We start from the raw sequence: 14,589 nt of genomic DNA on the forward strand, positions 1-14,589 counted from the left end.
CGGCCGCCCGCGGAGGCTGGGGCGGGCGAGTCCTCGCACCACCGGTCACGCGGGGCGGGCGGGCGCCGGGTTGCAGGCGCAGGCGCCGGCCCCGGGGGTCGGCGTCCGGATGGCGAGATGGGCGCGGAAGCCAGTTGGAAACGATAACCATTTTCTATAAGGTCCCCGGTGAGGCGTCCGGATGGCCGCCGGGAAGGACTCACAGGCATGCTCAGAACGCGCAGACGCAGCCAGGCGGTCGTGCCGGCCCTCGGTGTCGCCCTCCTCGCCGGGGGGTGCGCCGGGTCCGACGGCGGGCAGGACGGCAAGTCGCCGCGGAAACCCGTCGTGCGCGGCGCGCAGGACATCAACGCGCAGCCGGTGGCGGCACTGCGGGACGGCGGCGACCTGAGGGTGCCGGTGGACGCCCTGCCGACGAACTACAACCCCATCCAGCTGAACGGGGCGCGCGTGGTGACCTGGCAGCTGGCGGAAGCGATCCTGCCGGGAGCGTTCAGCGACGCACCCGACGGTACGCAGAAGGTGAACAGGGCGTTCTTCGACTCGGTGGAGCTGACTTCCACCTCGCCCCAGGTCCTCACGTACCGGATCGCGAAGGACGCGGTCTGGAGCAACGGCCGCGCGATCGACTGGAACGACCTCCGAGGCCAGTGGCAGGCCCTGAACGGCAAGAACAAGGCGTACGAGGGCTACAGCAACGTCGGCTACGCCGACATATCCTCGGTGCGCAAGGGCGCCTCCGGAAAGGAGGCCGTCGTCACGTTCGGCAAGCCGTTCGCCGAGTGGCAGGGCCTCTTCACCCCGCTGCTGCCCAAGGAAGTGACCGCCTCTCCGCAGGAGTTCAACAAGGGCTGGCTGGAGTCACCCGCGATCACCTCCGGCCCGTTCACCGTGGAGAAGATCGACAAGACCGGCAAGACCATCGCTCTCGAGCGGAACCCCTCCTGGTGGGCGCAGAAGCCTCCGCTGGAGCGCGTCATCCTCCGCGCACTCGACCCGGCCGCCCGCGCCGACGAACTCGCCAACCGGGGCATCGACCTGTACCCCATCGGCGCGGACCTCGACCTGTTCAGCAGGGCCAAGAGCATGCCGGGCGTCGAGATCCGGCAGGCGCCCGAACGGCTCGCCGGCCAGCTCACCTTCAACGGCGCGTCCGGGGCCCCGCTGGCGGACGAGAAGCTGCGCCGCGCCGTCGCCCAGGCCATCGACCCGAAGGCCATCACCACCGCGCTCATCGGCCGGATCGTGCCGGACGCCAAGCCGGTCGGCAACCACATCCTGCCGCCCGGCGACCCCGGCTACCGGGACAACTCCGCCACCCTGCCGTTCGACCCCGCTGCCGCGGGCAAGCAGCTGGACGCCCTGGGCTGGAAGAAGTCCGGTGAGAGCCGCGAGAAGGGCGGCAAGAAGCTCACGCTGCGACTGGTCGGACAGGCCACGCCCGTCGGCAAGTCGGTGTGCGCCCTGATCGCCGACCAGCTGCGGGCGGCCGGCATCGAGGCCCGGATCACCTCCGTGCCCCTGGACAAGTTCTACGACAGCTACCTGATCCCCGGGAACTTCGACCTGATCGCCTTCGAATGGACGAAGTCCGCCTCGCCGTTCGCCCACGACCGTCCGGTGTTCCAGAAGCCGGAGGGTGACGACGCCGGCAGCAACTTCGGCCGCGTCTACATTCCCGAGATCGACACGCTGTACGACCGGGGCCTGGCTGAGCTGGACCCGGCCAAGCGGCGCGACATCGCCAACGAGATCGACGTGCTGGCCTGGCGCCACGCCCACCACCTGCCGCTGTACGCGGGCTCCGGTGCGTACGCGGTCCGCGAGGAAGTGGCCAACTACGGTGCGCGCGGGCTCGGATCGTACGGGTTCGGGAATGCGGGACTCCTGAAGTGACCTCCCTCTCGCCGCCCCGCGCAGCCGGTGTCCGCGCGGTGGCCGCACCGAGCGGCTCACCGGCGGGGGCGGCGGGACGCCTGCTGCGACGCCTGCTGCGACGCCTGGCATGGCGGCTCGGCCTGTGCCTGGCCGCCACCTTCACCGCGTACGTCCTGGCGTCGATCAGCTTCGATCCGCTCGCGGAGCTGCGCGGTCAGCAACCGCGGCCGCCCCAGGCGGTGATCGACGCGCAGGCGCAGCGCCTCGGCCTGGACGACCCGGTGCCGCAGCGCTTCCTGGGATGGCTGGCCGGCGTCCCCCACGGCGACTTCGGCGAGACGGTCGCCGGCCAGGAGATCGGGGACGAGCTGTGGCGGCGTTGCGGCACCAGCGTGCGTCTCTTCCTGGCCGGCAGCCTGCTCGCGATCGTCCTCGGCGTGGCGATCGGGCTGTGGAACGCGCTGCGCGACGGACGGCCGTCGGACCGGATGTCACTGCTCGCGTCGTTGATCATCCTTGCCGTGCCGGTGTTCGTCCTGGGCACGGTCCTCAAAATGCTCTGGCTTCCCCTGAACGAGGCGGCCGGGACACAACTGCTGTACTTCTCGGCCGAGACCACGCCCGGCGCCGACCACACGGGGTGGGCGGCGATCGGCGACCGGCTCCGCCACCTGGCGCTGCCGACCCTCGCGATCGCCCTCCCGCAGGCCGCCTTCTACAGCCGCTACCAGCGGGCGGCCATGCTCGACGTCCTGGGCGGCGACTTCCTGCGCGCGGCCCGCGCCAAGGGGCTGCGCCACCGGCAGGCGGTACTCCGGCACGGCGTACGCATCGCACTCATCCCGATGGTGACGCTCTTCGCGTTCACCTTCGGACTGCACCTGACCGGCGGGGTGTTCACCGAGCGGGTCTTCGGCTGGAACGGCATGGGCGACTGGCTCCTGGCAGGGATCCAGGACGAGGACGCGAACATCGTGGCCTCGGTGACGCTGTTCATCGCGGTCCTGGTGGTCCTGGCCGGAATGCTGGCCGACGGCGTACTGACCCTGCTCGACCCGCGGATCCGGAGGGCCGCCACATGAGCACCCTCACCGGGGAGAGAACCCCCGCCCGGGGCCCCGGGCGGATCCGGGCGGCCGCCCGGAGCACACCCGGCCGCCCGTCGATCGTGTGCGGGGCGGGGCTGCTGCTCGCCCTCGCCGGCGCGGCCGTCCTGGGCCCGTGGCTGTGGCCCTACGACCACGTCACCCAGGACCGGACCGCGATGCTGGTGCCCCCGGGCGGCGAGCACTGGCTCGGGACGTCCCGCCTGGGAGAGGACCTGCTCGCCCAGTGCCTGCAAGGGCTCCGCAAGTCACTGGTCGTCGGACTCCTCGTCGCCGTCCTCTCCACCACCCTGTCCGCCGCGGTGGGACTGGCCGCCGGCTACCTGGGCCGCTGGGTGGACCGCTGCCTGATGTGGGGGGCCGACATGTTGCTGATCCTGCCGCCCTTCCTGGTCGCGGCCGTGCTCTCCCCTCTCCTGCGGGAGCGGTCCTGGCTGTACATGGTCCTCGTCCTGGCCCTGTTCCAGTGGATGCTCACCGCCCGGGTCGTCCGCGCGCGGACCGTGGCCCTGCGGCAGCGGGAGTTCGTCACCGCCGCGCACCACATGGGCGCTCCGACCCCGTGGATCATGCGGCGCCATCTGCTTCCGCACCTGGTGCCCCTGCTGGTGATCGACTGCACGCTCCATGTGGGCGCCGCGATCCTCGGCGAAGCGGGCCTGAGCTACTTCGGCTTCGGTATCCAGCCGCCCGACGTGTCGCTCGGCACCCTCGTGGCGACCGGGAGCGGATCGGCACTGACGTACCCGTGGGCGTTTCTCGCCCCCGTCGGGTTCCTGGTCGTGACGGTGAGCGCCGTCGGGCTGCTGGGCGAGGGGCTGCGCCGCGCCCTGGAGGAAGGCAGAGGGGGATCGCATGGAGACTGAACACACGCCGCGCGGCTCGGTACCGCTGCCGACGGCCCCGCTGCTGGAGGTGTCCGGGCTCACGGTCACCTTCCGGAACGACGTACGGGCCGGCGGCGGCCCGCGCCGGGCCGTCCGGGGAGTCGGCCTGCGCCTCGCCGCCGGGCAGGCCATGGCCGTCGTCGGTCCCTCCGGCTCGGGCAAGTCCGTGACGGCATCCGCCCTGATCGGGCTCGTTCCCGGAGCGGCGGAGGTCGAGGGGTCGGTCCGCTTCGACGGGCAGGAACTGCTCCACCTGTCCGACCGGGAACTCTCCCGGATCCGCGGGCGCCGGGTCGGCATGGTGTTCCAGGACCCGCTGGCCGCCCTGAACCCGGTGATCCCGGTGGGCCGGCAGATCGCCGAGGCGGTACGGCTCCACCGGACGACGACACGGAAGGAGGCACGGGAGGAGGCGGTACGCCTGCTCGACCGGGTGGGCATCCCCTCGGCGGCGCGGCGGGCCGGCGCCTTCCCCCACGAGTTCTCCGGGGGCATGCGCCAGCGGGCCGCGATCGCCATGGCCATCGCCGGAGGGCCGGAGCTGCTGATCGCCGACGAGCCGACCAGCGCGCTCGACACCACGGTGCAGGCACAGCTTCTCCACCTGCTGGACTCGCTGCGCGCGGACACGGGGTGCGCCCTGTTGATGATCACCCACGACCTGGGGGTGGTGGCCCGCTCCTGTGACCGGATCGCCGTGATGCGCGACGGCGCCCTGGTCCAGCAGGGCGAGGTCGCGACGCTGCTCGCCGCCGCGTCCCCACCCGACGGCGAACTCGGGGAACTGCTCACGGCCACGCGGCAGATGGCCCGCCCCCGTCCTGCCGGCCCGCGCCCGCGCACGTCCGCGCCGGACGTGCTGCGCGTCGAGGGCCTCAGACGGGAGTACCCGGCACGCGGCCTTGCGGTCGCCGGGCGGCGGGACGGCGTCCGGGCGGTCGACGGGGTGAGCTTCACCGTCGCCGAGGGCCGGGCCCTGGCCCTGCTGGGAGAGTCCGGGTCCGGAAAGACCACGGTGCTGCGCGAGATCATGGGGCTGCGACCGCCCCAGGCGGGCCGGGTAGAGGTCCTGGGCCACGACCTGGCCACCCTGAACCGTTCGGACCGCAGCGCGCTGCGACGCCGGATGCAGTTGGTGTTCCAGGACCCGTCCTCCTCGCTCGACCCGCTCATGACGGTGGCCGATCTCATCGGGGAGCCGCTCGCCCTCGGAGGGGAACCGGCCGAGGCGCGCGGCCGACGGGTGGCCGAGCTTCTGGACCTGGTGGAGCTGGAGCAGGCGGTGGCCCGCGCCAGGCCCGGCCGCCTGTCCGGTGGCCAGCGTCAGCGCGTCGCGATAGCCCGGGCCCTGGCCACCCGGCCTCGGCTGCTCCTGCTCGACGAACCCGTCTCCGCGCTGGACGCCCCCCTGCGCGCCGGTGTCATGGACCTGCTCGACCGGTTGCGCGGCGAGCTGGGTCTGGCCTACGTCCTCGTCTCCCATGACGTCCACCTCGTACGACGCTGCGCCGACGACGTGGCCGTGCTCTACCGGGGGCGCCTGGTCGAGCACGGCCCGACGGCCGCCGTCCTGAGCCGGCCGCGGCACCCCTACACCCGGGCACTGGTCGACGCCGCCCTCGGCACCGATCCCCACACCGAACGCCACCGCGGGCGGGTGCTGCTCGTGGAGGACACCACCATCCCCACCATCGGCGGCACCGGTTGTGCCTTCCGGCCCCGCTGTCCGCTCCTCACCGACCTGGACTCCGGCTCCCGCCGCCTGTGCGCGGAGCGGGACCCCTCCCCGCCGCGGGGGCATTGCCCGCCACGGCCGGACGCCACCGAGTGGACGGCCGCCTGCCACCACACCGCCCACGTCGCCGCGGCCCCCGCCGCCACCGGGCCCACGCCCCGCCCCTGACCACTCCCTACGCGAAACACGTCCATCGACGACGACACACCGCAAGAGGCTGCCCGTATGACCACACCGCTGTACCTCACCCCCAGACTGGAAGACCGGCTGGCGTCCCTGCTGGACGACCCGGACTTCCTGCACCGGCTCACGCACGCGCTCGGCTCACCGCTGAACATCGTGCTGCCCGACCAGATAGCCGAGAACGTGGAACGGTTCCGCGCCGTCCACGACCGCCACCGGCTGAGCGGCACCGTCTACTACGCCCACAAGGCCAACCGCTCCAGCGCGCTGGTCCGCCGGCTCGCCGACACACCCGCGCACATCGACATCGCCTCCCTGGGAGAACTCCAGCACGCGCTGGGCAGCGGATTCTCCCCCGACCGGATCATGGCGACCGGCCCCAAGAGCCCCGAACTGCTGTGGCTGGCGGCCCGCACCGGAGTGATCGTCAACCTGGACTCCGTCGACGAACTGCACGTCCTCGCCGACCTGGTGACGCGCCACCGCCTCCCGAAGGCACGCGTGCTGATCCGGCTGTCCGACTTCGAGAGCAGCGGCACCACCGTCCTCACCAGGCGAAGCCGCTTCGGCACCCCGGTCGGCCGGATCGGGACCCTCCTCGACGCGCTGGAGAAGCACCGCGACAGCACCGAGCTGACCGGCGTCGCCTACCACCTCGACACCATCGGCCTCGCCGAGAAGGCCACCGCCCTCGAAGGGTGCGTCCGGGTCATGCACGAATGCGCCGCCCGGGGCTTCCGCCCGCGTGCGGTGGACATCGGCGGCGGCTTCGGCGTGGACTACCTCGCCGAAGGCTCCCAGTGGGAGACCTACACCTCCGAACTCACCAACGCCGTCCTGGGCAAGCGCCCCCCACTGACCTGGCAGGGCCATGGCTACGGACTCCGCAGCGAGGCGGGCACCCTGCGCGGAGCGCTCGGTCTCTACCCCGCCCACCGGCCCGTGTCGGGCCCCCGGTACCTCGACGAACTGCTGAGCCAGTCCTCCACTTCCCTGGGCCGGCCGCTCGCCACCCTGCTGCTGGAGAACCTGCACGACCTGCACGTCGAGCCGGGCCGCGCGCTGGTCGACCAGTGCGGTGCCGTCCTGGCGAAGGTCCTGGAGGTGCGGGACACGCCGGAGGGGGAGTGCGTCGTCCGCCTGGAGATGAACGCCTCCGACGTCAGCCTGGAGGAGCACGGCGTCCTGATGGACCCCGTCCTCATCCGCCGTCCCGGCGCCCCGAGCACCGCCGGAACGAACCCGACCGGGGTGTACCTGATCGGCAACCTCTGCCTGGAAGCGGACTTCATCACCCGCCGCATGGTCTTCCTGCCGCACCGGCCCGAGGTCGGCGACCTCCTCGCGTTCGCCAACACCGCGGGCTACTTCATGGACTTCAGCGCCGACCACGCCCTGCACCAGCCCATCGCCCGCAAGGTCGCCGCCTACCGGACCGCCGGCGCCTGGAACTGGTGCCTGGACGAGAACTACTGGCCCATCTCCCGCACGGAGGCAACCCGTTGAAGTACGACTCCATCACCGAGGTCATCGGTGACACCCCGCTGGTACGCATAGCGCCCGAGATACACGGTCTCACCAACATCGACCTGTACGCCAAGCTGGAGATGCTCAACCCCTTCGGCTCCGTCAAGGACCGCGCGGCCTGGAACATGCTCCAGCCCCACCTGGAGCGCGGCAGTGCCGACCGTACGGTCGTCGAACTCTCCAGCGGCAACACGGCCAAGGCCCTCGCCGTCCTGGCCGCCATGCACGGCCTGCCGTTCAAGAGCGTCACCAACCGCATGAAGGTACCCGAGATCAAGGACCTGCTCCTGCTCCTGGGCGCGGAGATCGAGGAACTCCCCGGACAGGCCGAGTGCCTCGACCCCACGAACACCGAGGACCCCCTCACCAAGATCCACCAGCTGCTGTCGGCGGACACCGCCTCCTACGTCCACACCGACCAGTACTACAACGAGCGCAACATCGAGGCGCACCGCAACTCCACGGGTCCCGAGATCATCAAGGACCTGGGGGGCCACGCCCCCGACTACTTCGTCGCCGCCGTCGGCACCGCGGGCTCCTCCACGGGCTGCGCCCGCGCCCTGCGCGCCCACGACCCGGACACCTCGGTGGTGGGCCTGGTGGCGCACAAGTCGGACTTCATCCCCGGGATCCGCAACATCGACGAGGTCCACGAGGTCGGTCTCTTCGACCCCGGCACCTACGACACCATCGAGTCCGTCTCCGCCGACGAGGCCATCGACGGCATGCTCACCCTGGTACGCCGCTGCGGGATGCTCGCCGGCCCGACCGGCGGCGCCGCCTACTTCGGCGCCGTCCGGCACCTGCGGGCCGTCGACGCGCAGCTGACCGACCGCAGGACGGCCGTGTTCATCGTCTGCGACCGCGTCGAGAGCTACATGAGCTACGTCCACAAGCGGCGCCCCGAACTGCTGCGCAGGCCCGCCCGGCCGAACTCCCTGGCCTCCCTGACCGACACCGACCTCGCGGCGGCCGTGTCCATCGGCACAGCGGCGGCCCGGCGGTGGATCGAGGAGACCCGGCCACTCGTCGTCGACCTGCGCGGCTCCTTCGCCTTCGACGCCCTGCACATCCCCGGCTCGGTCAACATCGTCGACGAGGTGTTCGCCGAACTCCTCCACGGCGGTATGCCCTTCGGGCGCAACCAGCCCGTCCTGCTCGCCTGCCCGGTCGGCGAACAGTCGGCGAAGTACGCCGCCCTGCTCACCCGGATGGGACACAGCGACGTCCGCAGCCTCACCGGCGGCGTCGTCGCGTGGCGGGACGCCGGCGCTCCCCTGGTGCGTGACTGACATGACCACCTCCCTCACCTCCGCGCACCAGCCGGCCGGCCTCGACACCTGGCAGCGGGCGCTGCGCGCCCAGTTCCCGATCATCACCGGCCACCCCGACGTGCGGTACCTGGACAGCTGTGCCACCTCACAGAAGCCCCAGGCCGTCCTCGACGCCGTCGCGCACTACCTGACCACCTCCAACGCCAACGCCGGCCGCGGCACCTACCCCTGGGCCAACCGCACCACCGCCCTCATCGAGGAGGCCGCCGACCGCGTGCGGACCTTCCTCCACGACCCCGACCCAGCCTCCTCCCGCGTCCACTTCACCAGCGGCACCACAGAGGGCCTGAGGACCGTCGCCCGGGACTGGCTCGTCGCCCACCTGCGCGACGGTGACGAGATCATCGTCCCCTTCGCCGACCACCAGGCGAACGCGCAACCCTGGCTGGAGGCCGCGAGGCTCCTCGCCGAACGCGGCACGAGGATCACCGTCCGGGAGATGCCGTACGAGAGCGACTCCCACGACTACGACCAGCAGGCCCTCGCGGCCCTGGTGAACGAACGCACCCGCTTCGTGGCCGCCACCCACGTCCACCACGTCTACGGCGCCGACATGAACGTGCACCGCGTCCGCGAGACCGTCGGCCCCGAGCCCGTCATCTGCCTCGACGCCGCTCAGAGCGTCGGCCACAAGGACGTCGACCTGAGCACCCTCGACGTCGACTTCGCGGTCTTCTCCGGCCACAAGGCCATGGCCCTGCCCGGCATCGGGGCCGTATGGGCGCGCGGAGCGCGCGGGCCGGCCTTCGAGCCCGGCGGGTGGAGCGGCAGCCCCAACACCACCGGCATCGTCAGCCTGCACGCCGCGCTGGACTGGCTCGACGAGGCCGGCCTCGACGACATCGAACGCTGGACCGTCGGCCTCGGCGTCCGCCTCACCGACGGCCTGACCCGGCTCCCCTCCTACGAGGTGCTGGGCTGTCGGATGAGCCTCACCGCCGAGTCCACGGTGCAACGACGCCAGGGCATCGTGACCTTCCGTCACCGGGACATCGGTTCGAACGACCTCGGCTTCATCCTCGCCAGCCACGGCCTCATGGTGCGCGCCGACAGCCACTGCCAGGGCAGCGCCGGTGAGAGCGACTCCTCCGTCCGCGTCAGCCTGCACGTCTACAACACCGCCGCCGACGTCGACCACCTCCTCGACGTCCTGGCCGGCCTCGACCGAGAAAGCTGAGAGAGCCATGCACGACACCAACGCACCCGTCGTCATGGTCGACGTGTACGCGCCGACCATGCGGCTGGCCCGCGCCTTCCAGGAGGCGGGCCACCCGGTGGTCCGCGTCCAGAGCACGCCGCAGGTACCCCCGGTCTACCAGGGCACCTTCCGCACCGACGAGTTCGGCGCCAATATCATCCACGACGGCGACTTCGAGACCACCCTCGCGGCCGTCGCCGCCCACGAACCCGTCGCCGTGCTGACCGGCGGTGAACTCGGGGTCGAACTCGCCGACCGGCTCAGCCATGCCCTCCACCTGGCCGGCAACGGCACCCGCATGAGCGCCGCCCGCCGTCACAAGTACACCCAGACCGAGACGGTCAAGGCCGCCGGCCTGCCCGGCACCCGCCAGCACCTGCCGGCCTCCGCCGAGGACGCCGCCGCCTGGCACCGGGAGCTGGGCGGCCGGGCGGTGGTCAAGCCGGTACGCAGCGCGGGCAACGACCACGTCACCTTCAGCGAGAGCCCCGACGAGACGGCCGCCGCCTACGACAAGATCATGTCCGCGCGGAACATCTTCGCCGTCCCCAACGAAGGCGTCGTCGTCCAGGAACATCTCGACGGCACCGAATACGTCGTCAACACCGTCAGCTGCCAGGGCCACCACCGGGTCACGGACGTCTGGCGGTACATGAAGATCTCCGCGAACGGCGTCAGGGACCGGATCAGCGCCGCCGTCTCCGTCCCGCTGGGCAGCCCCGAACGCGCCGGCCTGGCCGCCTACGCCCTCGACGTGCTCGACGCGCTGGAGGTCCGGTACGGGCCGGCCCACCTGGAGATCATGCTCACCGACGGCGGGCCCCGACTGGTCGAAGCCGGGATCCGGCTGTGCGGCGCGGACGCCGCCTACTTCGCCCGGCTCGTCACCGGCGAGTCCCAGATCGAGCGGACCGTCGACGCGTACCTGCGCCCGGAGAGCTTCCTGGCCACACTCTCGGCCGCCCAGCCGGCGAAGCAGCACGTGGCCATGGCCTACCTCACCTCCCCGGTGTCGGGCACGCTCGCCTCCTACCCGCTGCTGCCCCAGGTCGAGGCCCTGGACAGCTTCCACAACCTGCACATCGCCGTGCCCGAGGGCGGCCGGCTGCCGCTGACGGTCGACGACACCACCGAGCCCATGATGGTCGGCCTCGCCCACTCCTCCGCACACGTCCTGCACCGGGACCTCAACACCGTCCACTACCTGGACGGGGCGGGCTTCTACGTGCTCCGCGAGGACGAGGAGACGGCGTGAGGGACGTCCGGCCCCACATCGTCGTGCTGCACCGCTGGCGCGCCGCCTACGCCGCGTACGAACGGTACGTCGACCACACGACCCACGCCGTCACCTACGTCACCACGGACGTCGGCGCCGAGGCCGTGCCGGAGACGGCCGCGGAGGTCGTCATCGTCCCCGCCACCGACGATCTCGCCCGGGTGCGCAAAGAGACCGACGGCCTCGCCCAGCGGCACGGCCCGCCGCGTTCGGTCATCGCGCTGAAGGAGGACGACCTGCTCGTCGCCTCCCGTCTCGCCCAGGAGTGGGGCTGTCCCGCCCGGCGCCCGGACCAGGTCGCCCTCTTCCGGGACAAAGCGCTGATGGTGGACGCCGTCGCCCGGGCCGGCCTCGCCGTACCGGCGACGGCCCCTGCTCCGGACGCCGAAGCGGTACACGCCTTCGGGCGCGACCACGGCTTTCCGCTGATCGTCAAACCGACCAGCGGGAGCAGCAGCGAGGGCGTCACACGGCTGCGCTCGGCCGAGGACCTGGACCGGCTCTCCTTCCCCGAAGGTGCCCGGTTCCTGGTGCAGTCCCACATCCCCGACCCCATCTACCACGTCGACGGCGTCTTCGACGGCCGCGGCCTTCTCTGCTGGAAGAGCTCGCGCTACCTCAACGACTGCCTCGGCTTCCGCGCGGGCACCCCCGTGGGCTCCGTGGAGGAGGACCGGCCCCGTATCGCCGACGCCACGGCCCGCTTCGCCACCCGGGCCCTGCGGGCACTGACCGACGACCCCGTCCCCTTCCACCTGGAACTCTTCGTGAAGGAGCGGGGAACGGCGGAACCCGAGTGCGTCTTCCTGGAGGTCGGCGCGCGGGTCGGAGGCGCCGAGATCCCCTTCGTCTGGCGCGACGTCTACGGTTACGACCTCATGGAGGCCGCCTTCCGCATGGCCCTGGGCGAGCCGCCACCGCCCTACACGCCGCCCGCCGAACCAGAACGGGGCGGCTTCCTCCTGGTACCCGCGCCCGCGGCCAGACCGTGCGTCATCACCGCCATCACACCCATGGCCGGCCGCACGCCCGGCCCGTACGCGGAGGACCTCCTGGACGTCGGCGACGTGCTGCCCGCCGCGGACGCGTACTACGAGCACGTGGGCGGCCGGTTCCGGTTCCGCGGGCGCACGAGCGCCGAGGTCCGGCGTGCCGTCACCGACACCGCGCGCGCGTTCCGCGTGAGCGGACGCAGCCAAGGAGGTGCCCGATGAGCGGCTTGGCGCAGTACACCCACCTGTGGAAGGTGCCCGGTGCCCCCCTCCTGCTGGTCGGGGGTGTGGTCGCGCGCCTCGGGCAGGGCGTCACCGTGCTGGCGTGGCTGCTGCTCGTCGAGGCGGCCAGGGGAGGGTTCGGCGAGGCCGGTCTGGTGGTCGCCTGCGTGTCCCTGGCCACCGCCGCCGCGGCCCCGGTGGCCGGCCGCCTCGCCGACCGGTACGGACCCGGCCGGGTGCTCCCGCTGTACGCCACGGCCTACGCGGTGCTCCAACTGCTCCTGCTCGCAGCGGTCCTGGCCGATATGCCGCTGATCCTGCTGTGCGCGCTGGGGGCGCTGTCCGGCGCCGCCTTTCCCGCGATCAGCCCCGCCCTGCGGGCCGCCTGGACGACGCTGACCAACGCCGGCAGCGGCCGGTCGGGTATGCGGCAGGCCGCCATGGCCGCGGAGTCCACCCTCTTCGAGCTGGTCTTCGTCGTCGGTCCGCTGATCTTCTCCGCCTTCGTCCTGCTCGGCACGCCCCTCGGCGACGCCTTGAGCATGGGCTCCTCCACGGCCGGTCCGGCCGCGGCGCTGGTCTTCGCCTCCCTGTGCACGGGCCTGGGCACCCTCGTGGTCGCCCGAGGACGCGCCATGCGCGGACTGCACTACGACGCCCCGCCCACGCGAGGCATCGGCCCGTTGCGGGTACCGGCGCTGCGGACGGTACTGCTCTGCGCCGCGGGCATCGCCTTCTCCTTCGGCGGGGCTCCCGTCGCCATCGCCGCCTACACGAAGGCCCACGACGGAAGTTCGGCAGACGGGGTGACGGGCGTCCTCATCGCCGTGTGGAGCATCGGCAGCGCGGCCGCGGGGCTGTGGTACGGCAGCCGCACGTTCCGGGGTTCCCTCGGCCGCAGGTTCCTGGTCCTGCTCGCGGCCTTGGCGGTGGGGTACGCGGCCTGGGCCCTGATGCCCAACTCCTACGCCCTGGGGGCGCTCCTGTTCGTCTCCGGTGCCGTCATAGCCCCCGCGCTGACCGTGGAGGCGGAACTCGTCTCCCAGGCGGTTCCCGAGCCCATGCTCAACGAGGCGTACACCTGGCTGACCACCGTCAACCTGGCGACGGCGGCCCTTGGTTCGGCCGTCACCGGTGCCCTGGTCGACCGCCCCGACGGGCATCTCCTGGGCTTCTTCGCGGCCGCCGGCGCCACAGCGCTCGCCGCCGTGGCGGCCGCCACGGGGACGCTCGAACCAGCCGCTCCCGACCCGGCCGTCCGGGACGGGACACCACCCCTCGATCACCGTGAGGAAGCGCCATGGAACACCGGTTGAACGCGCGGACGGCCGCCCGCTGGATCAGCCGCTGGGACGCCCAGCAGCAGAGGTACGCGACGGCCCGCGAGGAGCGCTTCGAGGTCATCACCGACGTCGTCCGCCACACCGTGCGCGACGCCGGCCGCCCCCTCGTCGCCGACCTGGGCTGCGGGCCGGGCTCGCTCGCCGCCCGGATCGCGACCGCACTGCCCCACGCCCGGGTCCTGGCCGTCGACCACGACCCGCTGCTCCTGGCCCTGGGTGACGCCTGCCACGGGAACGCGGTCACCTTCGTCGACGCGCGGATCGGCAGCGGGGCCTGGCACGAGCGGCTGTCCGCTCAAGGGCCGCTGGACGCGGTCGTCTCCACCACCGCACTGCACTACCTCCCACCGGACGTGCTGTCGACGGTGTACGAGCGCGTGCACGACCTGCTGCGCGACGGCGGCGTGCTGGTCAACGCGGATCACCTCTTCCAGGACGACAGTCCGGTCCGGGAGCTGGCCACAGCGGTCGCCCGCGGACACGGGCGACGCTCCGGCGAGAGGACCGCCGGGGAGGACTGGTCCGGCTGGTGGACGGCCGTCGAGGCATGCGAGGACTTCGGCGAACTGCCGGCCGAGCGGCGTCGTCGCGGCCTCGACCTGGGGAGCGACAACGGCCTCACCGTCCGGGAGCACATGGAACTGATGAGCAAGGCGGGCTTCCCCTCCGTGGGCACGGTCTGGCAGTACGGCCACAGCTGCGTCCTGGCAGCGGTACGAGCCTGACCGGCGCACGGGGTCCCGCGGCCGGGGGAGGTCGTGGCCCGGCCGAGACGGCCCGGACACTCCTCCCCGGCGATCACCCTCGGTTACTATGCTCCCTTCATGCCGGAGGCGGCAGCAAGGTGCGCGGCACCTCGACGGTCTGCTGGAGGAGCGGGGGATGACCGGCCCGCCGGGCTGAAACTC

At 72.2% G+C, this 14,589-nt stretch carries 11 protein-coding genes; all 11 read left to right on the top strand.

The genetic code is table 11. The annotated features are described in order from the left end of the window. The first annotated feature begins 207 nt into the window (after nucleotides 1-207). From C593_RS0125885 to C593_RS0125935, 11 genes are read left to right on the top strand one after another with little or no spacing between them, the layout of a single operon-like run. On the top strand, nucleotides 208-1,896 hold the full coding sequence (locus C593_RS0125885; protein ID WP_018850235.1) for an ABC transporter family substrate-binding protein: 1,689 nt from the start codon (nucleotides 208-210) through the stop codon (nucleotides 1,894-1,896). A gap of 38 nt (nucleotides 1,897-1,934) precedes the next feature. Next, nucleotides 1,935-2,960: an ABC transporter permease gene (locus C593_RS0125890; RefSeq protein WP_486591188.1), complete on the top strand. Its 1,026-nt coding sequence runs from the start codon at nucleotides 1,935-1,937 to the stop codon at nucleotides 2,958-2,960. Then, nucleotides 2,957-3,850 (top strand): ABC transporter permease, encoded by an 894-nt coding sequence (locus C593_RS0125895; protein ID WP_018850237.1) that lies wholly within the window; start codon nucleotides 2,957-2,959, stop codon nucleotides 3,848-3,850. Before C593_RS0125890 ends, C593_RS0125895 begins: the two co-directional genes overlap by 4 nt. Beyond that, complete coding sequence (locus C593_RS30535; protein WP_018850238.1) at nucleotides 3,840-5,774, top strand: ABC transporter ATP-binding protein; 1,935 nt, start codon at nucleotides 3,840-3,842, stop codon at nucleotides 5,772-5,774. The genes C593_RS0125895 and C593_RS30535 overlap by 11 nt, the downstream gene beginning before the upstream one ends. A gap of 57 nt (nucleotides 5,775-5,831) precedes the next feature. Next, on the top strand, nucleotides 5,832-7,295 hold the full coding sequence (locus tag C593_RS0125905; protein ID WP_018850239.1) for a Y4yA family PLP-dependent enzyme: 1,464 nt from the start codon (nucleotides 5,832-5,834) through the stop codon (nucleotides 7,293-7,295). Then, nucleotides 7,292-8,608: a pyridoxal-phosphate dependent enzyme gene (locus tag C593_RS0125910; protein WP_018850240.1), complete on the top strand. Its 1,317-nt coding sequence runs from the start codon at nucleotides 7,292-7,294 to the stop codon at nucleotides 8,606-8,608. Before C593_RS0125905 ends, C593_RS0125910 begins: the two co-directional genes overlap by 4 nt. Before the next feature lies 1 nt (nucleotide 8,609). Next, the gene (locus tag C593_RS0125915; protein WP_018850241.1) at nucleotides 8,610-9,827 is read left to right on the top strand and encodes an aminotransferase class V-fold PLP-dependent enzyme; all 1,218 of its coding nucleotides are present in this window, start codon (nucleotides 8,610-8,612) and stop codon (nucleotides 9,825-9,827) included. Nucleotides 9,828-9,834: 7 nt separating this feature from the next. After that, nucleotides 9,835-11,103 carry an ATP-grasp domain-containing protein gene (locus C593_RS0125920; protein ID WP_018850242.1) on the top strand — a complete coding sequence of 423 codons (1,269 nt, stop codon included), beginning with the start codon at nucleotides 9,835-9,837 and terminating at the stop codon, nucleotides 11,101-11,103. After that, nucleotides 11,100-12,338, top strand: coding sequence for a hypothetical protein (locus tag C593_RS0125925; protein WP_018850243.1), 1,239 nt, complete (start codon nucleotides 11,100-11,102; stop codon nucleotides 12,336-12,338). Before C593_RS0125920 ends, C593_RS0125925 begins: the two co-directional genes overlap by 4 nt. Continuing rightward, nucleotides 12,335-13,654, top strand: coding sequence for an MFS transporter (locus C593_RS0125930; RefSeq protein WP_018850244.1), 1,320 nt, complete (start codon nucleotides 12,335-12,337; stop codon nucleotides 13,652-13,654). Before C593_RS0125925 ends, C593_RS0125930 begins: the two co-directional genes overlap by 4 nt. Beyond that, nucleotides 13,639-14,406 carry a class I SAM-dependent methyltransferase gene (locus C593_RS0125935; RefSeq protein ID WP_018850245.1) on the top strand — a complete coding sequence of 256 codons (768 nt, stop codon included), beginning with the start codon at nucleotides 13,639-13,641 and terminating at the stop codon, nucleotides 14,404-14,406. The genes C593_RS0125930 and C593_RS0125935 overlap by 16 nt, the downstream gene beginning before the upstream one ends. The last annotated feature ends 183 nt before the right edge of the window (nucleotides 14,407-14,589 follow it).

Source organism: Streptomyces sp. CNT372, assembly GCF_000377145.1.

Bases quoted from the DNA above. Each gene is read 5' to 3' on its own strand.
- C593_RS30535 (WP_018850238.1), top strand. From the start codon at position 3,840: ATGGAGACTGAACACACGCCGCGCGGCTCGGTACCGCTGCCGACGGCC.
- C593_RS0125930 (WP_018850244.1), top strand. From the start codon at position 12,335: ATGAGCGGCTTGGCGCAGTACACCCACCTGTGGAAGGTGCCCGGTGCC.
- C593_RS0125915 (WP_018850241.1), top strand. From the start codon at position 8,610: ATGACCACCTCCCTCACCTCCGCGCACCAGCCGGCCGGCCTCGACACC.
- C593_RS0125895 (WP_018850237.1), top strand. From the start codon at position 2,957: ATGAGCACCCTCACCGGGGAGAGAACCCCCGCCCGGGGCCCCGGGCGG.
- C593_RS0125935 (WP_018850245.1), top strand. From the start codon at position 13,639: ATGGAACACCGGTTGAACGCGCGGACGGCCGCCCGCTGGATCAGCCGC.
- C593_RS0125905 (WP_018850239.1), top strand. From the start codon at position 5,832: ATGACCACACCGCTGTACCTCACCCCCAGACTGGAAGACCGGCTGGCG.
- C593_RS0125920 (WP_018850242.1), top strand. From the start codon at position 9,835: ATGCACGACACCAACGCACCCGTCGTCATGGTCGACGTGTACGCGCCG.
- C593_RS0125885 (WP_018850235.1), top strand. From the start codon at position 208: ATGCTCAGAACGCGCAGACGCAGCCAGGCGGTCGTGCCGGCCCTCGGT.